Annotated in this window: 18 protein-coding genes and 1 pseudogene; 8 read left to right on the top strand and 11 right to left on the bottom strand. The window is 59.3% G+C overall.

What is annotated here, in order from left to right:
• The 5 genes from C9413_RS11255 to C9413_RS11235 form a co-directional block, all read left to right on the top strand.
• Positions 1 to 1,293 (top strand): heme biosynthesis protein HemY (locus C9413_RS11255; protein ID WP_170250455.1); only part of this gene is annotated, 1,293 nt, incomplete at its 5' end.
• Between the two features lie 17 nt (positions 1,294 to 1,310).
• On the top strand, positions 1,311 to 1,796 hold the full coding sequence (locus C9413_RS11250; protein WP_039846371.1) for a TerB family tellurite resistance protein: 486 nt from the start codon (positions 1,311 to 1,313) through the stop codon (positions 1,794 to 1,796).
• Positions 1,786 to 2,544: a glutamine amidotransferase gene (locus C9413_RS11245; protein ID WP_039846372.1), complete on the top strand. Its 759-nt coding sequence runs from the start codon at positions 1,786 to 1,788 to the stop codon at positions 2,542 to 2,544. The genes C9413_RS11250 and C9413_RS11245 overlap by 11 nt, the downstream gene beginning before the upstream one ends.
• A 189-nt stretch (positions 2,545 to 2,733) precedes the next feature.
• On the top strand, positions 2,734 to 3,024 hold the full coding sequence (locus C9413_RS11240; RefSeq protein WP_028739981.1) for a YggT family protein: 291 nt from the start codon (positions 2,734 to 2,736) through the stop codon (positions 3,022 to 3,024).
• The gene (locus C9413_RS11235; RefSeq protein WP_039846373.1) at positions 3,021 to 3,335 is read left to right on the top strand and encodes a DUF167 domain-containing protein; all 315 of its coding nucleotides are present in this window, start codon (positions 3,021 to 3,023) and stop codon (positions 3,333 to 3,335) included. The genes C9413_RS11240 and C9413_RS11235 overlap by 4 nt, the downstream gene beginning before the upstream one ends.
• A gap of 4 nt (positions 3,336 to 3,339) precedes the next feature.
• Here the strand turns inward: C9413_RS11235 and ppa are convergent, their stop codons facing one another.
• The 5 genes from ppa to C9413_RS11210 all read right to left on the bottom strand — a co-directional run bounded on the left by ppa (position 3,340) and on the right by C9413_RS11210 (position 10,503).
• On the bottom strand, positions 3,340 to 3,873 hold the full coding sequence (gene ppa / locus C9413_RS11230; protein ID WP_022717389.1) for an inorganic diphosphatase: 534 nt from the start codon (positions 3,871 to 3,873) through the stop codon (positions 3,340 to 3,342).
• 178 nt (positions 3,874 to 4,051) lie between these two features.
• Positions 4,052 to 4,558 carry a GNAT family N-acetyltransferase gene (locus tag C9413_RS11225; protein ID WP_039846374.1) on the bottom strand — a complete coding sequence of 169 codons (507 nt, stop codon included), beginning with the start codon at positions 4,556 to 4,558 and terminating at the stop codon, positions 4,052 to 4,054.
• Positions 4,559 to 4,757: 199 nt separating this feature from the next.
• On the bottom strand, positions 4,758 to 6,578 hold the full coding sequence (gene typA / locus C9413_RS11220; RefSeq protein ID WP_022717387.1) for a translational GTPase TypA: 1,821 nt from the start codon (positions 6,576 to 6,578) through the stop codon (positions 4,758 to 4,760).
• Between the two features lie 123 nt (positions 6,579 to 6,701).
• Positions 6,702 to 8,279, bottom strand: coding sequence for an alkaline phosphatase D family protein (locus C9413_RS11215; protein WP_170250454.1), 1,578 nt, complete (start codon positions 8,277 to 8,279; stop codon positions 6,702 to 6,704).
• A 136-nt stretch (positions 8,280 to 8,415) separates the two neighbouring features.
• A complete protein-coding gene (locus C9413_RS11210) occupies positions 8,416 to 10,503 on the bottom strand; it encodes a M3 family metallopeptidase (RefSeq protein WP_039846375.1) in 2,088 nt (695 codons plus the stop codon).
• Between the two features lie 209 nt (positions 10,504 to 10,712).
• Here C9413_RS11210 and C9413_RS11205 point away from each other — a divergent pair, with 209 nt between their 5' ends.
• Entirely contained in the window at positions 10,713 to 11,144 is a 432-nt protein-coding gene (locus C9413_RS11205; RefSeq protein ID WP_039846376.1) for a hypothetical protein, read from the top strand.
• Positions 11,145 to 11,150: 6 nt separating this feature from the next.
• Here the strand turns inward: C9413_RS11205 and C9413_RS11200 are convergent, their stop codons facing one another.
• Both C9413_RS11200 and C9413_RS11195 read right to left on the bottom strand, forming a co-directional pair.
• On the bottom strand, positions 11,151 to 11,792 hold the full coding sequence (locus tag C9413_RS11200; protein ID WP_039846377.1) for a LysE family translocator: 642 nt from the start codon (positions 11,790 to 11,792) through the stop codon (positions 11,151 to 11,153).
• Between the two features lie 124 nt (positions 11,793 to 11,916).
• A complete protein-coding gene (locus tag C9413_RS11195) occupies positions 11,917 to 13,140 on the bottom strand; it encodes an argininosuccinate synthase (protein ID WP_039846378.1) in 1,224 nt (407 codons plus the stop codon).
• 177 nt (positions 13,141 to 13,317) lie between these two features.
• Here C9413_RS11195 and C9413_RS11190 point away from each other — a divergent pair, with 177 nt between their 5' ends.
• Together C9413_RS11190 and C9413_RS11185 are read left to right on the top strand one after the other, a co-directional pair.
• Entirely contained in the window at positions 13,318 to 14,172 is an 855-nt protein-coding gene (locus C9413_RS11190; protein WP_039847031.1) for an SDR family NAD(P)-dependent oxidoreductase, read from the top strand.
• Between the two features lie 78 nt (positions 14,173 to 14,250).
• Positions 14,251 to 14,892 (top strand): LysE family translocator, encoded by a 642-nt coding sequence (locus C9413_RS11185; protein WP_039846379.1) that lies wholly within the window; start codon positions 14,251 to 14,253, stop codon positions 14,890 to 14,892.
• A 10-nt stretch (positions 14,893 to 14,902) separates the two neighbouring features.
• Here C9413_RS11185 and C9413_RS11180 read toward each other — a convergent pair whose 3' ends face one another.
• The 4 genes and pseudogenes from C9413_RS11180 to rlmN form a co-directional block, all read right to left on the bottom strand.
• Entirely contained in the window at positions 14,903 to 15,697 is a 795-nt protein-coding gene (locus C9413_RS11180) for an ABC transporter ATP-binding protein (RefSeq protein WP_039846380.1), read from the bottom strand.
• Positions 15,694 to 16,575 (bottom strand): ABC transporter permease, encoded by an 882-nt coding sequence (locus C9413_RS11175; protein WP_039846381.1) that lies wholly within the window; start codon positions 16,573 to 16,575, stop codon positions 15,694 to 15,696. The genes C9413_RS11180 and C9413_RS11175 overlap by 4 nt, the downstream gene beginning before the upstream one ends.
• Before the next feature lie 120 nt (positions 16,576 to 16,695).
• A complete protein-coding gene (locus C9413_RS11170) occupies positions 16,696 to 17,649 on the bottom strand; it encodes an ABC transporter substrate-binding protein (RefSeq protein ID WP_039846382.1) in 954 nt (317 codons plus the stop codon).
• 90 nt (positions 17,650 to 17,739) lie between these two features.
• A pseudogene (gene rlmN, locus C9413_RS11165) lies at positions 17,740 to 18,587 on the bottom strand (23S rRNA (adenine(2503)-C(2))-methyltransferase RlmN); the annotation flags it as partial.

The raw sequence follows: 18,587 nt of genomic DNA, 5'->3' as shown, positions 1-18,587 counted from the left end.
ACACCCGCGCGCGTCGGACTCAGCGGCGCGCGGCAGGAGTCGACGAGCAGCGTGCGAGAAGCGCAGGCGTCCGTGAGAGTGGGCCGGAAGGACGAAGCCCGTGCCAAGTTCGAAGCGATGGCCAACGATCCGGAAACACGTGAACTTGGCCTTCGCGGGCTCTATCTCGAGGCCAAGCGCCTCGGCGCCAACGAGGCCGCACGCCAATATGCCGAAAAGGCGGCCGACAGCGCGCCTTACCTGCCCTGGGCAGCGCAGGCGACGCTCGAATACCGCAGCCAGGCCGGCCGCTGGGACGACGCCATCCTGCTTCTTGAGCAACAGAAGGCCGCGCGTGTCGTCGAAAAGCAGGATGCGGAACGCTTGCGCGGAGTTCTGCTGACGGCTCGCGCCGGCGACAAGCTCGAAGGCGATCCGGCCGGTGCGCGCGACGACGCGATGCATGCGCTGAAGCTCATTGCCGATTTCGAACCGGCCGCGATCATTGCCGCCAAGGCGCTTTTCCGTGACGACAAGCTGCGCAAGGCCGCCTCAATCCTCGAACAGGCCTGGAAGGCAGGGCCACACCCCGAGATCGGCCGCACCTATGTGCTTGCCCGAAGCGGCGATTCCGCCGTCGATCGCCTGAAGCGAGCCGAACGGCTGGAAGCCCTGCGCCCCAACAACGTCGAATCCCTGCTGGTGGTCGCACAGGCGGCTCTCGATGCGCAGGATTTCGCCAAGGCCAGGGCCAAGGCCGAAGCGGCAGCGCGCATGCAGCCGCGTGAAGCGGCCTTCCTGCTGCTTGCTGATATCGAGGAAGCCGAGACCGGCGACCAAGGCCGTATACGCCACTGGCTGGCGCAGGCGCTGAAGGCGCCGCGCGATCCGGCCTGGGTGGCTGACGGCTTCGTTTCGGACAAATGGCTTCCCGTCTCACCCCTCACCGGCCGTCTCGACGCCTTCGAATGGAAGGCGCCCTTCGGTCAGCTTGAAGGACCGATCGAGGACGGCTCCGCCGTCTCGATCGATACCGCGCTGAAGACCCTGCCGCCCGTTCGCGAGACACGGCCAGAAAGCCCGGCCAACGATCATCGCATCATTGAACTGGAGCGCGCCGCGACGATTGCAGAGGCCGCGCGGCCGGCTCCTGCTGCCGCACCGAAGCCTGGCTTGCCCGCGACGGCGTCCAAACAGCCAGAGCCGATTGCCGCACAGCCAGAGCCGAAACCCTTTTATGGAATGCCGGACGACCCTGGCGTTCGCAACATGAAGGCGGAACCGGAACCCAAGACACGACTCCGCCTTTTCTGAAATGGAATAAAATCCGCATGTTCGAACGTTTTCAGGCATTCTTCCAAAAGCTCACCGCAAACAACCCCAAGAAGGGTTTTAGCCCTGACGATCCCCGCATTGCCGTTGCCGCTCTCTGCATGCAAGTGATGGAAGCGGACGGTAAGATCAAGGACAGCGAAAAGAAGCGGCTCCGCAAACTGCTCAAGGAGCAGTACGGCCTTGACGGAAAGCCGCTTGAGGCAGTGATTGCGGCTGGCCAGGAAGCCGAGAGCAGCGCCGTCGACTATTACCGCTTCACCTCCGACCTGAAACGCCATCTCGATACCGAGCAACGGCTGGAACTCATCGGCATTCTCTGGGACATCGTCTATGCCGACGGCGAACGCAGCGAGATGGAGGACCACGTTATTTGGCGGATCGCCGATCTCTTGGGTGTTTCCTCCCGCGAGCGCATCCAGAAACGTCAGGAGGCAGCCGCACGGGTGACCGATACGGTGGTGGTGCAAGACGATGCCGATTGACCGTCCGATCAAACGCGACAAGCGCCCCATACTGATCATCCTGCACCAGGAACGCTCCAGCCCAGGCCGCGTCGGCCAGCTCCTGGCCAACAAGGGCTATAACCTCGACATTCGCCGCCCGGTTCTGGGCGACAAGCTGCCCACTACGCTGGAGAACCATGCCGGTTCGGTCGTCTTCGGCGGGCCGATGAGTGCAAACGATCCAGACGAATTCATAAAGAGCGAGATCAACTGGCTGGACATTCCACTCAGGGAAAACCGCCCGTTCCTCGGAATCTGCCTTGGAGCGCAGATGCTGGTGCGCCATCTTGGCGGCAAGGTGCAGTCGAATGCGGACGGCTCGACCGAAATCGGCTGGTATCCGCTCCGCCCGACCGAAAAGGGCCGGCTGCTGATGCACTGGCCGAAGATGGTCTACCATTTCCATCGCGAGGGCTTCGATCTGCCGCACGGCGCCCATTTGCTTGCGGAAGGCGATACCTATCCCAACCAGGCCTTTCGCTACAACGGGAACGCCTGGGCGCTGCAATTCCACGCAGAGCTCACCCGCGTGATGATGCATCGCTGGGTCGTCCACGGCGCCCACCGTTTCATTCTGCCGAACGCGCAGCAGGGCCGGGAACATCTGGAGGGCCGAATGCTCTTCGATGCACCGCTCAAGGCGTGGCTGACCGAATTTCTCGATATCGTCTTTGAAGGCAAGACGGCTAAGGCCGTACCGGGCTCCATAGCTGCGCTGTCCGCATAGCGCGCATCAATCCACTTGAGACCAAGCGCTGCTGCTTTCCCATTGCGCTGCTCGTTATCTGCTGCGAAAAAGCCGGACGCATGAACTGGGCGGGTTCGCCAAGCGTGATTCGCCGCGGGTTTTCACGCGGCACTTGCCCGTTTAGCCGCCAATGGATACATGTCTGTCAGCAACGAACTGGAGACCAAGATGATTGCCCTCTTTCAAACCATTGATTTGGCTTTGAATCTTTATACTTGGGTGCTGATTGCGAGTGCCATTTTCTCATGGCTTTACGCCTTCAACGTCATCAATTCCTCGAACCAGTTCGTCAATTCGGTCGGCATGTTCCTCTATAATGTCACCGAGCCGCTGCTGCGGCCGATTCGCCGGCTGCTGCCGAATCTCGGCGGCATCGACATTTCGCCGATCATTCTGCTGCTGATTATCTTCTTCCTGCGCTCGCTGATGTGGAACACCATCTTCCCGCTGGTGGCGTGAACTCCGCCTGGAAGATATTCGATGATCATATACGACTCGCCGTTCGGTTGACCCCGAATGGCGGGCGCGACGCGATCGATGGCATCGAGGCCGATGCCGAAGGCGAGTGCCACATTAAGATCCGTGTCGCAGCGATTCCTGAGAAGGGAAAAGCGAACCAGGCGCTGATCGCGCTTCTGTCCAAGGCCCTCGGCATTCCGAAATCCTCGATTCAAGTGATGTCGGGCGATACATCGCGCAAAAAAGTCCTCCGGATCGGTAGCGGTCGGGAGGACTTGATGGAAAGGCTCGAAAAGCTTCTGAAGCTATAGCGTCTTACTTCGCCTTCTTGGCGCGCTCAACGGCTTCGAGGATCAGCTGACCGGCTTCCTTCGAATCGCCCCAGCCGAAAATCTTCACCCACTTGCCGGGCTCCAGGTCCTTGTAGTGCTCGAAGAAGTGTTCGATCTGCTTCAAGGTAATCTCAGGAAGGTCGGTGTAGTCCCTCACCTTCTCGTAGCGCAGCGTAAGGGCCGGCGACGGGACGGCGATGATCTTCTCGTCCTTGCCCGAATTGTCTTCCATCTTCAAAACGCCGATCGGGCGGACATTGATGACGCAGCCCGGAACCAGCGGACGCGTGCTGGCGATCAGGACATCGATCGGATCGCCGTCTTCCGAAAGCGTATGCGGCACGAAGCCGTAGTTGCCCGGATAGGTCATCGGCGTGTAGAGGAAGCGGTCGACGACCAGCGTGCCGGCTTCCTTGTCCATTTCATACTTGATGGGGTGACCGCCGACCGGAACTTCAACGATGACGTTGACATCTTCCGGAGGATTCTTGCCGATGGAAATGGCGTCGATGCGCATACGAAAACTCCCACGAGGTGAATTGTTCGCAGCCAAATAGTCCGTTTCATCCCGCAACGCAACATTTGCTGTTCGGGATGTTCAAGATTCGTCTGCAATATCGAGGAGCAGGGCGCCCATTTTCAGCTGCCGCCTCAAAGCGGTGCAGCGCTGTTTAAAAAGACGGAGGCTGGGCTTTTCAGTTCCAGATGAAGCCGATTTTCTTCAGCTGCCTGTGGTCGAAGCTTTCCATGCCTTCGCAGAAGTCAATGCCGCCATGGCCACGATAGAACTGGCTGGCATTCTCGTTTTCCTCCAGGCACCAGACCACCATACCCTTGCAGCCGAGTGATTTCAGGAGTCGCCGAGCCTCGCCGAACAGCATGCGCCCAAGACCAATGCCCTGGTACTCAGGACGAAGATAGAGCTCGTAGATCTCGCCTTCCTGCGGCAGCGCTCGAGCTCGATTGAGGCCAAGTGTGGCATAACCTGCGACCGTGCCGGCGACATCGAGAACGAGGAGGGTTGCCGGACCGCGCGTCGCCTTGCGCCACCAGTTCTCGCCGCGGCGCTCGATCATCTGCGTCAAAGCGCGATGTGGAATGATCCCGGCATAGGTGTGCTGCCAGGCGAGGCGATGCACCTCGGAAATGGCTTGGGCATCATGCGGTTCTGCCCGCCGGACATCGATCGACAACGTCTTCATAACGCTTACTCTGGTCTTCCAGCAGGCAATTAACCATACGCGATGATGCGTTTCGGCCGTTTGCCCACAGACTTAACATGTGGACGCTGAGCAAAATTTAACGCTTTTTTAACGATTGTCACAAGACGGAATCAGCGGGCCGCACAACAAAAAACCCCGGCGCCAGGCCGGGGTATGAAATGTCAGCAATTAGAATCGCTTAGGCGTAGCGTGCCTTTTCGAAACGCTTACGCTCGTTCGGGTCGAGATACATCTTGCGCAGACGGATCGACTTCGGCGTCACTTCGACCAGCTCGTCATCCTGGATCCAGGACAGCGCACGGTCGAGCGTCATGCGGATCGGCGGCGTGAGCTTGACGGCTTCATCCTTGCCGGCGGCGCGGATGTTCGTCAGCTTCTTGCCCTTCAGCACGTTCACTTCGAGGTCGTTGTCTCTGCTGTGAATGCCGATGATCATGCCCGCATAGACCTTTTCGCCGGCGTCGATGATCATCGGACCGCGGTCTTCAAGATTGAAGAGAGCATAGGCCACAGCTTCGCCGGAGTCGTTGGCAAGCAATACGCCGTTGACGCGGCCGCCGATCTCACCCTTGTATGGCTGATAGTCGTGGAAGAGGCGGTTCATCACGGCCGTGCCGCGCGTATCGGTGAGCAGTTCTGACTGGTAGCCGATCAGGCCGCGGGTCGGTGCGAAGAAGACAAGACGGACGCGGTTGCCGCCCGACGGACGCAGCTCGACCATTTCGGCCTTGCGCTCTGACATCTTCTGCACCACGACGCCCGAATGCTCTTCATCGACGTCGATGACGACTTCTTCGATCGGCTCGAGCATCTCGCCCGTTGCTTCGTCCTTGTGCATGACGACGCGCGGACGCGAAACGGCCAGCTCGAAGCCTTCGCGGCGCATTGTCTCGATAAGAACCGCAAGCTGCAATTCGCCGCGGCCCGATACGAAGAACGAATCCTTTTCGGAAGATTCTTCGATCTTCAGCGCAACGTTGCCTTCAGCTTCCTTGAACAGACGGTCGCGGATGACGCGCGAGGTGACCTTGTCGCCTTCTGTGCCGGCATAGGGGCTATCGTTGACGATGAAGGACATGGTGACCGTCGGCGGATCGATCGGCTGGGCCTGCAGCGGCTCGGTGATCGACGGGTCGCAGAAAGTATCGGCAACCGTGCCCTTAGAGAGGCCGGCTATCGCGATGATATCGCCTGCATGCGCCTCTTCGATCGGCTGACGCTCGATACCGCGGAAAGCGAGGATCTTGGAAATGCGGCCGGTCTCGATCGTCTTGCCGTCGGCATGCAGAACCTTGACCGGTTGGTTCGGCTTGATCGATCCGGAATTGATGCGGCCGGTGATGATACGGCCGAGAAAGGGGTTGGCTTCGAGGATCGTGCCGATCATCGTGAACGGACCTTCGTGAACGGTCGGCTCAGGAACATGCTCGAGCACGAGGTCGAGAAGTGGTGCGAGACCCTGGTCCTTCGGGCCTTCCGGGTTGACGTTCATCCAGCCGTCACGGCCAGAACCGTAAAGGATCGGGAAGTCGAGCTGCTCGTCAGTCGCGTCGAGGTTTGCAAACAGGTCGAAGACTTCGTTGATCACTTCCTCGTGGCGGCCGTCCGGACGGTCGATCTTGTTGATCGCGACGATGGGACGAAGACCAACCTTCAGCGCCTTGCCGACAACGAACTTCGTCTGCGGCATCGGACCTTCCGAAGCATCGACCAGCACGATCGCGCCGTCCACCATCGAGAGAATGCGCTCAACTTCGCCGCCGAAATCGGCGTGGCCCGGAGTGTCGACGATGTTGATGCGGACACCCTTCCACTCGACCGAGGTCGCCTTGGCGAGAATGGTAATCCCGCGTTCCTTTTCAAGGTCGTTCGAATCCATCACGCGTTCTGCAACGCGCTGGTTCTCACGAAACGAGCCGGACTGTTTCAGGAGCTCGTCCACCAGGGTCGTCTTGCCATGGTCAACGTGAGCGATAATCGCGATGTTGCGAAGTGCCATATGTTTCAAATCTCTGAGGCTGAGGCGCTACGTTCAAGGGAAAGCGCCAATTACGTTTGGCGCGCTCATACAGTGTTTTTCGCGTTTGCGAAAGGGGGGAAGGGCGATAGCGGCCATGTGGGCCTAGCTCACATGTTGGGGGTCGATGACCGTCCGCCAGAGTTCGGTATCGTTTCTGTCCATCAGCCGCACGGTCATCTGCTCGGTCTGCCCGTCGATTTCGACCAGTCCGAAGAACTGAAGGCCAGCAGACGGTGGCAGATTGGTATCCGCACCGCCAGGCGCGGCCTTAATGAACCGCACCTCTGGGCCGAAGGTCATGTCGAGCTCCTGCGCTCCGTAGGTCCCGGAATGCAACGGCCCGGAGACGAATTCCCAGAACGGCAAGAACTCCCGGAATTTCGCCTTGGCCGGATCGTAATAATGCGCCGCAGTGTAGTGGACGTCAGCCGTCAGCCAGACGATGTTCGAAATCGCCGCATCGCGGATGAAGCGCAGCAGATCAGCAAATTCCAACTCTCGCCCGAGCGGCGCTCCATTGTCGCCGTTAGAGAAGGACTCGCTGCCTCGGCGCTTTCCGTAATCATCCCAGATGACAAGTCCGAACGGCATATCGCAGGCAATCACCTTCCATGTTGCCGTCGAGCGCACCAGTTCGCGCTTCAGCCATGCGACCTGCCCTTCGCCAAGGATGCGGGACTTCGCCGTCAGGACCTGATCCAGGCCATGGTCGTTCGGCCCCCGATAGGATCGCAGATCGACGAAGAATATATCGAGCAGCGGACCATATGAGACTTTGCGGTAGATGCGCCCTGGTTCGGCGGCAATGTAGCGGATTGGTGTCATCTCATGGAAGGCGCGGCTTGCCCGAGTTGCCAGCGTCAAAACGGACTTTTCCTTGTAGCGATCATTGTCGCGAAGGTCGGTCGAAGGCGACCAGTTGTTTAAAATCTCGTGGTCGTCCCATTGATAGAAGACCGGACAGACCGCATTCAGGTCCTTCACATGTTCATCGAGCAGATTGTATTTCCACTGTCCGCGAAACTGATCGAGCGTTTGCGCGATGTCGCGCTTCTCCTCGATCACGATCCTGTTTTTCCACAGTCCGCCGTCACGCAACCGGATCTCGTCCGGCATTGGATTGTCGGCATAGATCGTATCGCCGGAATGGATCATGAAATCGGGGCGGTGATAGGCAATGGTCTGATAGGTGCGCATACCCTCGTCGTCGATCCCCCATCCCTGCCCCGCCGTATCGCCCGACCATGCGAAGCGGATCGTCCGCCTGTTGGAAGGCGCGGTGCGGAACTGGCCGTGAATTCGTTCGGAGACGCTGTTGACGTCCTGCAGGTCGGCGGCCGCAAACCTGTAGAAGATGTCATGGTCCGGCGGCAGATCCCGCAGCAGCAGCTTACCCGCAAGATCGGCCTCCGGTGTGACGTCGATCGGGGCCAATCTGACGGCATTCGCGAATTTGTCGCTCGTCGAATATTCGACGAAGAGCCGCGATGGCCGGTCGACACGCGTCCATATCATGCCTGACGTTGCGTCTACATCACCGGATTGAACGCCTGACGTGAAGATGGGGCGGCTCGAAGATCCTCGCGCGTAATATGGCATCACGAGGCTGGCTGCCGCAAAGCCGCCGACTGCGCCGATCGAAGAAAGGAAGCGGCGGCGCGTCGTGTCCGTCAGTTTCATGCCATGGCTCATTCGGCTTGCTTCGAGAGCGGGATCGAATCTCTCGCAACAAGCCTAGAGCGGCCGTCATGTCAGTCTCTTGAAGATGACATGACGGTTTTCCGAAACTTCGGCGACAATTTTGTTAAGGGCCGCCTTACGCGTCGCTGCCCGAAAGCTCTTCGAATGTGGCAAGGCCCTTCTTGACGAGCATTGCCTCGGGGCTCGGCAACTTGCCGCGGAATCCCTTATAGGCGTCTTCCGGATCGATCGAGCCGCCGCTGGAATAGATGTTGTCCTTGAGCTTTTGCGCCATCTCACTGTTGAAGGCGTCGCCGGTTTCCTCGAAAGCGGCGAAAGCATCTGCATCGAGCACTTCCGACCACATATAGGAATAGTAGCCTGCCGAATAACCGCCGGAGAAGATGTGCTGGAAATGCGGCGAGGCATGGCGCATCACAAGCGCCTTCGGCATCCCGAGTTCGGCGAGTACCTGATTTTGCACCGCCATCGGGTCTTCCACATTGTCGCGCGTGTGAAACTCCATATCGACAATCGCCGAGGAAGTGAACTCGACCGTGTTGAACCCGGCATTGAAGGTGCGGGCCGCAAGCACCTTGTCGAGCAGCTCCTGCGGCATAGGTTCGCCGGTTTCGAAATGCACGGCATATTGCTTGAGAATTGCGGGAACTGTCAGCCAGTGCTCGTAAAGCTGGGATGGCAGTTCCACGAAGTCGCGCGAAACGGAGGTGCCCGACACAGTGGGATAGGTCACGTTCGAGAGCATGCCGTGCAGCGCATGGCCGAATTCGTGGAAGAGTGTGCGCGCATCGTCCAGCGAAAGCAGTGCCGGCCTGCCTTCGGCCGGTTTTGCGAAGTTGCACACGTTGTAGATGATCGGCAGTTCGCCCTGATGCCCATTCTTCAGTGGGAGTTTATGCTGGGATTGGAACGCGCTCATCCAGGCGCCGGAGCGCTTGGAACTGCGGGCAAAATAATCCCCCAGGAAAAGCGCAACCAGCTTGTCTTCGCTATCGCGAATTTCAAAGACGCGCACATCCGGATGATAGGCGGCGACCCCTTTCTTCTCGACGGCACGAATGCCGAAGAGTCGGCCGGCGACATCAAAGCAGGCATCGATGATTTTTTCGAGCTGCAGATAGGGCTTCAGTTCGGCTTCGGAAAAATTGAACCTCTTGGCCCTGATCTTTTCGGCATAGTAGCGCCAATCCCAGGGCATGACCTCATGGTTCTTGCCGTCCTCGGCAATCAGCCTTGCGATATCGGCCTCTTCGTCAAGCGCCCGTTTGACGGCTCTTGCCCAGACGGCGCGCAGCAGATGGTTTACGGCGGCTGGCGTCTTTGCCATCGTGTTGTCGAGCTTCAGTTCCGCAAAATTGCCATATCCGAGAAGATTCGCGACTTCTCCGCGAAGGGCCAGCGTCTCGCGGATGATGCCGCGATTATCCGTCTCGCCCCCATTCTCGCCGCGTGCGACCCATGCCCTGAAGGCCTGCTCGCGCAGATCGCGCCGTTCGGAAAAGGTCAGGAACGGTTCGATGATCGAGCGCGACAAAGTGACCGCAAACTTTCCCTCTTCGCCGCGCTCGCGCGCTGCCGCCGCCATGGCGTCCTTCAGGAAATCCGGAAGGCCTGCGAGCTCGGGTCCTTCGCAAAGGACCAGCGACCAGTTCCTTTCGTCGGCCAGCACGTTCTGTCCGAACTGCGTGCTCAAGCCTGCAAGCTTTTCGTTGATTGCCGCAAGCTTCTCCTGCTCGGCCTTCACCAGCTTGGCGCCCGATTTTACGAAGCTCTTCCAGTGGCGCTCCAGCACACGTGTCTGCTCAAGTGTCAGTCCGAGACTTTCCCTATCCTCCCAGAGCATATCGATACGTGCAAAAAGCGCAGCATTCATTCCGATCTTGGAATAGTGGCGCGACATTTTTGGCGATATATCGCGCTCCAGTGCCTGGATTGTATCGTTCGTGTGGGCCCCCGCCCGGTTCCAGAACAGCGCCGAAACACGCGAAAGCTCATCGCCTGCAATCTCCAGGGCGACGATCGTATTCTCGAATGTGGGCTCTTCCCCGTTTGTGGCGATCGCGTCGATTTCCACTTCATGAGATGCGAGAGCGGCATCGAAGGCAGCGGCGAAATCACCGTCGTTCAGCGCCTCGAAGCGAGGCAGGCCATGAAGCCCGTTCCAGTTGACAAGCGCCGGATTGAACTCTTGTGTGGAAGGCATGCTGACGTCCTTTATGCAGAGGCTGGAAACGGCAATATAGGCAAGGCATCACCGCATTGGTATGCCGCCTGCGAGATTCGCATTGCTTGCCCTCGCAAGATTTGACGGGCAAGAATTGATACATAAGAATTAACCAATCGCTAACGATTGACGCGACTCGCGCGCTGGCGCTAGTTTTGAGCCACTCTTTCCGCAAGGGGACATGCGCCATGGAAATTTTTTCTGTGCGGTCTTCTCAGAGTTTGCTTTTTAAGAACAGCCAGAACAACGCAAAAAGTTCGAAGACCGAAGATATAGGAATCGACGCCGGAGCGGCAGCTTCAGCGATATTCAAGGTCGAAGACAATCGAGTCGAAGGGCCGGACTTCGCTGCCATGAGCCCGAGCGAGCTGCGCAGCCATGCGCGCCAAAGCTACGACACCGGCGGGATCGACCAGAACACGTTTGCGGCGATTTCCGAGCCGTTGCCGATGCATGCCATCGATGTGCAGGGCAATGTGATCGATCTGACCGCGATCACCGACGGCACGCTGTTCAATTTCCGCGACTATTATGAAAACCAGCTGCAGATCGCCATGTCGATCGGCGATTCCGATAGCCTAAAGACGCTGAAATCGATCGTGAATTTCCTGAACGCGTAGGCGCCGTCAGGCCTTGCGCCATGCAAGCAGGCCGGGCGTTGCGTGCCAGAGTGCTTGGACTGCAAATCCCATGAAGAGCACGCCGGAGCAGCGGACGATCAGCCGCTCATGCGCGCGGTAGAAACGCCGCACGGCGCCTGCGCCTATAATGGCGACAAGAATGAGATCGGCAGTCACGAAGCCTAGGAAGGATACGCTGAGAAGCAGCGGCAAAGCCTCGAAATCGAGGGCACCGGCCGAACCGGCAACCAATGCCGTGAAGGTCGCAAGCGCCACCGGGTAACCTTTCGGATTGGTCACACCGAAAATCAGCCCGCGGCGAAAGGGCCGCTTCACTGTCACCAGGGCCCGCCCGTCGCCTTTCGGCTTGGCCGTTACCGCGCTCCAGCCGATCCAAGCGAGATAGAAACCGCAGAGCAATCCGAGCAGATCGAAGACGAAGGTGCCTATCGTTCTCGCGCCGACAATCGCAACCAGCGCCAGCGCCGACCAGAGAATATCACCGACGAGATGCCCCATCATGAAGAAGGCGCCAGCCTTTCGCCCTTGCCCGGCGCCGATCCCGAGAAGCTGAAGGAACGCAGGGCCCGGAATGAGCACATAAAAGAGAGCCGCCAGAAAGGTGCCGACGAGCAGGGATTGCGTCATGGCAAAAGCTCCGAAGGATCAAAGGCGCAGACTATGCTAACCCGGCAATCCGTCAAGCGCCGCAACAACCCAAAGAAGAGGCCCGCTCGCCGGCAGGCCTCTTCTCAAGCGTATTGAGACACGCTTAACTCTTGAGGTTGCGCTTGGCGAGAGTGCGCAGGCGCAGTGCGTTCAGTTTGATGAAGCCCGCGGCATCCTTCTGGTCGTAGGCACCCTGATCGTCCTCGAAGGTGACCAGCTTGTCGGAATAAAGCGACTTCGGGCTCTCGCGACCGATGACCATGACATTGCCTTTGTAGAGCTTCAGCGTCACTTCGCCTTCGACATGCTCCTGGCTCTTGTCGATCAGCGCCTGCAGCATTTCCCGCTCCGGCGAGAACCAGAAGCCATAATAGATCAGCTCTGCGTAACGCGGCATCATCTCATCCTTGAGGTGTGCTGCACCGCGGTCGAGCGTGATCGATTCGATCGCTCGATGCGCTGAAAGCAGGATCGTGCCGCCGGGCGTCTCATAGACGCCGCGCGACTTCATGCCGACGAAACGGTTTTCGACGAGGTCCAGACGGCCGATGCCGTTGTCACGGCCATAGCTGTTGAGCGTGGCGAGCAGTGTCGCTGGGCTCATGCGAACGCCGTTGATCGAAACGGCGTCGCCCCTTTCGAAACCGACCTTGATGACGGCTGCCTTGTCGGGCGCGGTTTCCGGAGAGATCGTGCGCATATGCACATATTCCGGGGCTTCCTGCGCCGGATCCTCAAGAACCTTGCCCTCGGAGGACGAGTGCAGCAAGTTGGCGTCGACGGAGAACGGCGCTTCGCCCTTCTTGTCCTTGGCAACCGGGATCTGGTGCTGTTCGGCAAATGCCAGCAGCTCGGTGCGGCTCTTGAACGCCCAGTCGCGCCACGGCGCGATGATCTTGATATCCGGGTTCAGCGCGTAGGCGGAAAGCTCGAAGCGGACCTGGTCGTTGCCCTTGCCGGTCGCGCCATGGGCGATCGCGTCGGCGCCCGTCTTGCGGGCGATATCGATCAGGTGCTTGGAAATCAGCGGACGGGCGATCGAGGTGCCGAGCAGATAGACGCCCTCATAGACAGCATTGGCGCGGAACATCGGGAAGACGAAGTCCTTTACGAACTCTTCGCGCACGTCCTCGACGTAGATTTCCTTGATGCCGAGCATCTCGGCCTTCTTGCGCGCCGGTTCGAGCTCTTCCCCTTGCCCAAGGTCGGCCGTGAAAGTCACGACTTCGGCGCCGAGCTCGGTCTGCAGCCACTTCAGGATGATTGAGGTATCGAGACCGCCGGAATAGGCGAGCACGACTTTTTTCACGTCTTTCTTAGATGCCATGATGATGAGGTCCGTTGCATATGGGCGGCAAAGCCCGGTGTCGCGGGCACTTTTAGCGAGATTGTCGCGTGACGCAAGGGCAAGGATTTTCCCGGCAGAGCACGCTTGATGTTTGACTGCGCGAAACGCGCACCCATATCTGGCTGCGTCCGAATAATGATTGAGGAGGCCGGTCCCGTGACGAATATTCAGGAGATTCTCAAGAAGCCCAATGTCGCGGTGATCACCGGTGGCGCATCCGGCATCGGCCTTGCGGCGGCAAAGCGCTTTGCCGAGGCGGGTATGAGCGTCGTCATCGCCGATCGCGATGGCAACCGGCTGGCAACGGCTCGTGGCGAACTCGAAGCCATTGCCGGCCAGGAGCGTGTGATGGCAGTTAAGACGGACGTTTGCGACAAGTCTTCGCTGGAGGCGGTCGAACAAGCTGTCGTTCAACGCTTCGGCCGCGTCCATGTGCTGATGAACAACGCCGGCATCGGTCCGCAAACCTCGATCTTCAGCGCTCAGGCAAATTGGGACAGCATCCTCGGCGTCAATCTCCTCGGCGTCATCAATGGCACGCGGGTCTTCGGAGCGAAGATGCTGGCACATGGCGAGCCCGGGCTCATCATCAACACCGGTTCCAAGCAGGGCATTACGACTCCTCCGGGCAATCCTGCCTACAATGTGTCGAAAGCAGGCGTGAAGGTTTTCACCGAAGCCCTCGAGCACGAACTGCGCAATACCGAAGGCTCGAAGATATCTGCCCATCTTCTGATCCCGGGCTTTGTCTTCACTGGCCTTACAAAGGGTGACCACACCGAAAAACCCGCGGCCGCCTGGACACCGGAACAGACCGTCGATTTCATGATCGAAAGCCTGGAGCGCGGCGACTTCTATATCCTCTGTCCGGACAACGACGTCCCCCGTCCCCTTGACGAGCGCCGCATGGCCTGGGCGATCGGCGACATCATCGAAAACCGCCCGCCGCTTTCGCGCTGGCACAAGGATTATGCCGACAGGTTCAAGGCTTTCCTTGAAGAAAAGCGATAGGCGGATCATCAGGATTGATTGGTAATTTTCTGAAACTTGGATAAGAAGACTAACTCTTATCAGCTTTCAGAGTGTGCCATGGACTTCTTGCCGAGCATTCCGACCCTTCTCGCATTTTCCGCGGCCAGCCTGCTTCTTGCGGCCACGCCCGGACCGGACATGACGCTCTCGATCAGCCGCGCTCTGTCTCAAGGCAAGAAGCCGGCACTCTACGTCGTCTTGGGCACCAGCCTCGGCATCGTGGTCCATACGATGCTGGTTGCTTTCGGCATCTCGGCGCTGATCACCGCCTCGCCGACCGCCTTCCTGATCCTCAAAACCGGAGGTGCTGCCTATCTTCTTTGGCTGGCTCTTCAAGCGATCCGTTTCGGTTCGAAGCTTTCGGTCGAGCAGGTCAGCGAAGCCAAGGGCACGCTGCTTTCCAATATTTCCGTCGGCTTTTGGGTCAATCTTCTGAACCCGAAAGTCATCATATTCTTCATGACCTTCCTGCCGCAATTCGTAAGCGCGGGCGATCCGGCGGTCACGCACAAGCTGCTCTTCCTCGGCTTTTTCTTCATCCTCATCGGCATGCCGGTGAACGCGCTTGTGGTTCTCGCCTCCGACTGGCTTGCGGGTTGGCTGCAGAAGAACAGCAAGATCCTGCGCGGAATGGACTACACTTTCGCGGGGGTCTTCTCGATCTTCGCTGTAAAGATATTTTTCACGCAGGCACGCTGATCGCGCCCGCTCAGCCGATCAGCAGTGCATCATCGTCCAGGGTCTGTCCGCGCATCTTGCGGAACATCGCGATCAGGTCTTCGACTTGCAGATCCTTGCGACTGTCGCCGCTGACGTCCAGCACGATCTCGCCGCCATGCAGCATGACCGTGCGGTGTCCGTAGTCCAGCGCCTGGCGCATGGAATGGGTCACCATCAGCGTGGTCAGCTTGCGCTCTGAGACGATCTTGTCCGTGAGGCCCATGACAAATTCCGCCATGCCTGGATCAAGTGCGGCCGTATGTTCGTCGAGCAGCAAGACCTCCGAGCCTGCCAGCGTCGCCATGACCAGGGAAACCGCCTGCCGCTGGCCGCCGGAAAGCAGATCCATGCGATCAGCCATACGATTTTCGAGACCGAGGTTCAGTTCGCTGATCCGGTCGCGGAAAAGATCGCGGCGCTTGGGGCCGAGGGCCGCCACCAATCCGCGCCGCTCGCCGCGCCGAGCGGCAAGAGCAAGATTCTCCTCAATCGACAGGGAGCCGCAGCTTCCGGTCAGTGGATCCTGAAAGACGCGTGCGACAAGCCCCGCCCGCGCAGCCGTCTGTTTGCGCGTCACGTCGGTATCGCCGATCAGCACCTTCCCCTCGCTTGCCAGAACGTCGCCGGCGAGAACACCGAGCAGCGTCGATTTACCCGCACCATTGGAGCCGATGACGGTCACGAAGGAGCCCTGCTCGATGGTGAGGCTGACGCCGCTTAGCGCCCGCTTCTCCAGCGGCGTGCCCTTGCCGAAAACGACCTTGATATCCTCGATGCTGATCATGTTGGGGCTCCTCCGCGGCGAAGTCGGGGAAGAATGAGCGCGATGGTCACGAGAACGGCCGTCACGAAATTAAGGTCGGAAGCTTGGAGACCGATCATGTCGGTGGAAAGCGCCAATTGAATGGCTATGCGGTAGATGATCGAGCCGAAGACACAGCCGATGAGCGCAATCAACAACCCGCGGCGGCCCAGCAGGGTTTCACCGATGATCACGGCGGCAAGGCCGACCACGATGGTACCGACACCGGACGTCACATCGGCAAAACCGTTCGTCTGCGCAAAGAGCGCGCCGCCGAGCGCAACAAGAGCATTCGACATCGCCATGCCAAGATAGATCTGCCTGCTGGTGTCGACGCCCTGCGCCCGCGCCATCCGCGCATTTGCACCCGTTGCCCGCATCGCAAGCCCGGCATCGCTTTCGAGGAAGCGCCAGACTGCGATCAACGCGATGACGACGAGAACGCCGACAAAAAGCGGCCGGACGTAGAAGTCGCGAAGGCCATGACCGAAGAACGGACTGATCATCGTGTCGGCATTGATCAACGCGACATTGGGTTTGCCCATGACGCGCAGATTGACCGAGAAGAGCGCAATCATGGTGAGGATCGAGGCAAGCAGGTTGAGAATCCGAAAGCGCACATTGAGGAGTGCCGTCACTACGCCGGCCGCAGCACCGGCGATCATCGCAACCAGCGCTGCCAGCCAAGAATTGACGCCGGCAATGATCAGAACCGCTGTCACCGCCGCGCCGAGGGGAAAGGAGCCATCAACTGTCAAATCGGGGAAATCGAGGACGCGGAAGGCGAGATAAACGCCAAGAGCAACGAAGGCGTAGACAAGCCCAAGCTCCACGGCACCCCAAAATGCGATCTCACTCAAGGCGGTCGACCCTCTTTTCTTCGTTTTGCCCGTCAATCGTCAGGCATGAATATCATCAGCCGCTCCCGTTTAGAAACAGGAGCGGCCGAGCGCAATATCGATAATGGCGAAAGCTGGTGCTTATTCGATGACGCGATTGGCGCGTTTGAGAACGCTTTCCGGTAGCTTAACGCCCATCTTCTGAGCCGCGGCGGTGTTGATGATGAGATCGCTGCCGGCGGCAACCTTGACCGGAATATCACCCGGCTTTTCGCCCTTCAGGACACGAACCACGACGTCGCCGGTCTGCTTGCCAACGTCGTAATAGTTGAAACCGAGCGCTGCAATCGAGCCGCGTGAGACGGAATCCGTATCCGCCGTAAAGAGCGGCAGCTTGCTTTCTTCGGCAACGGCTACGGCACCCTCCAAAGCCGAGATGATCGTGTTGTCGGTCGGGACGTAGATCGCATCGGCACGGCCGACCAGCGCGCGCGCAGCACCCTGGACTTCCGCAGACTTCGTCGCTGCGGACTCAACAACGCCCATACCGGCCTTTTCCGCCTCAGCCTTCAAGGCCGCAAGCAACGACACGGAATTGGCTTCCCCGGAATTGTAAAGGTAACCGATCGTCTTGGCGGCAGGCAGGATCTCCTTGATCAGCGCAACATGTTCGGCAACCGGCGACATGTCGGAAAGGCCGGTGACGTTGCCGCCGGGCTTGTCCATATCCTTGACGAGCTGGGCGCCGAGCGGATCGGAAACGGCAGTGAAGACCACTGGAATGTCGCGGGTCGCAGAAACCACAGCCTGCGCCGACGGCGTGGAGATCGGCACGATGACGTTCGGATCCTCGCCTGCGAACTGGCGGGCGATCTGCGCGGCGGTGGCAGGATTTCCCTGTGCGGATTCAAAGCGGAACGTGAGATTTTCACCTTCCTTATAGCCTGCCGCGGCAAGCGTATCTTGGACGCCCTTGCGCACGGCATCGAGAGCCGGGTGCTCGACGATGGCCGTCACAGCGACCGTGACGCCATCAGCCTTGGCAGGCAAGGTAAGGGCAAGAACCGCCGCGACGGCGAGCGAGATCAAACGCATGAGAAACCTCCATCGGTAATGATGGGCTTCTAGGAAAACCCCGCGCCGCAATCAATCGCAAAGAACTGCTGCAAGGATCAAACTTGCTGATCAGTCGTCCACGCCGTGATTGGCGATCATCATCGCCTCGAATGCCAGGCGTTCGGTCTTGCGCATGCGCTCGGATTCCGATTTCAGCTGGCCGCAAGCGGCGAGAATGTCGCGGCCGCGCGGCGTACGGATTGGCGAGGCGTAACCTGCCGAATTGATGAAATCGGCAAATTTCTCGATCTGCGCCCAGTCAGAACACTGGTAGTTCGTGCCCGGCCAGGGATTGAACGGGATCAGGTTGATCTTGGCAGGCACGCCTTTCAGGAGCTGGATCAGCCCCTTTGCATCTTCCAAACTGTCGTTGACGTCCTTCAGCATCACATATTCGAAGGTGATGCGGCGCGCATTCGAAAGCCCTGGATAGGCCCGGCAGGCCTCGATCAGCTCCTTTAGCGGATACTTCTTGTTGATCGGTACGAGAATGTCGCGCAGGTCGTCGCGCACGGCATGCAGCGAGATTGCCAGCATGACGCCGATCTCGTCTCCAGTGCGGAAAATCTCGGGCACGACGCCGGAGGTAGAAAGCGTGACGCGGCGCTTCGACAGCGAAAGCCCGTCGCCATCCGTGGCGATCAGCAGTGCCTGCTTGACCGCATCGAAATTGTAGAGCGGCTCGCCCATTCCCATCATGACGATGTTGCTCACCTTGCGGCCTTCCGACGGCACCATGGCGCCGAGGGGAATATCTCGGTCCGGGAAATCGCCAAGCCGGTCGAGGGCAAGCAGGATCTGCGAGAGAATTTCTTCCGCTTTCAGGGTACCCACCCGCCGCTGCGGACGGGTATGTCATGAGGAACCGGGCCGGGTACCGCCCACCCGTGTGGGGCTGAAGAGCGGGACGGTGCCTT

Origin of the sequence: Rhizobium sp. SEMIA 4085, from assembly GCF_013004495.1 — a bacterium.
GTDB lineage: Bacteria > Pseudomonadota > Alphaproteobacteria > Rhizobiales > Rhizobiaceae > Rhizobium > Rhizobium gallicum.
This window is presented reverse-complemented; position numbering and strand designations above follow the sequence as displayed.

What these genes read in the sequence shown, in the direction of transcription:
- C9413_RS11195 (WP_039846378.1), bottom strand. Translation starts at nt 13,140, where the DNA reads ATGGCATCTAAGAAAGACGTGAAAAAAGTCGTGCTCGCCTATTCCGGC.
- typA (WP_022717387.1), bottom strand. Translation starts at nt 6,578, where the DNA reads ATGGCACTTCGCAACATCGCGATTATCGCTCACGTTGACCATGGCAAG.
- C9413_RS11185 (WP_039846379.1), top strand. Translation starts at nt 14,251, where the DNA reads ATGGACTTCTTGCCGAGCATTCCGACCCTTCTCGCATTTTCCGCGGCC.
- ppa (WP_022717389.1), bottom strand. Translation starts at nt 3,873, where the DNA reads ATGCGCATCGACGCCATTTCCATCGGCAAGAATCCTCCGGAAGATGTC.
- C9413_RS11170 (WP_039846382.1), bottom strand. Translation starts at nt 17,649, where the DNA reads ATGCGTTTGATCTCGCTCGCCGTCGCGGCGGTTCTTGCCCTTACCTTG.
- C9413_RS11250 (WP_039846371.1), top strand. Translation starts at nt 1,311, where the DNA reads ATGTTCGAACGTTTTCAGGCATTCTTCCAAAAGCTCACCGCAAACAAC.
- C9413_RS11210 (WP_039846375.1), bottom strand. Translation starts at nt 10,503, where the DNA reads ATGCCTTCCACACAAGAGTTCAATCCGGCGCTTGTCAACTGGAACGGG.
- C9413_RS11215 (WP_170250454.1), bottom strand. Translation starts at nt 8,279, where the DNA reads ATGAAACTGACGGACACGACGCGCCGCCGCTTCCTTTCTTCGATCGGC.
- C9413_RS11205 (WP_039846376.1), top strand. Translation starts at nt 10,713, where the DNA reads ATGGAAATTTTTTCTGTGCGGTCTTCTCAGAGTTTGCTTTTTAAGAAC.
- C9413_RS11180 (WP_039846380.1), bottom strand. Translation starts at nt 15,697, where the DNA reads ATGATCAGCATCGAGGATATCAAGGTCGTTTTCGGCAAGGGCACGCCG.
- C9413_RS11240 (WP_028739981.1), top strand. Translation starts at nt 2,734, where the DNA reads ATGATTGCCCTCTTTCAAACCATTGATTTGGCTTTGAATCTTTATACT.
- C9413_RS11225 (WP_039846374.1), bottom strand. Translation starts at nt 4,558, where the DNA reads ATGAAGACGTTGTCGATCGATGTCCGGCGGGCAGAACCGCATGATGCC.
- C9413_RS11200 (WP_039846377.1), bottom strand. Translation starts at nt 11,792, where the DNA reads ATGACGCAATCCCTGCTCGTCGGCACCTTTCTGGCGGCTCTCTTTTAT.
- C9413_RS11245 (WP_039846372.1), top strand. Translation starts at nt 1,786, where the DNA reads ATGCCGATTGACCGTCCGATCAAACGCGACAAGCGCCCCATACTGATC.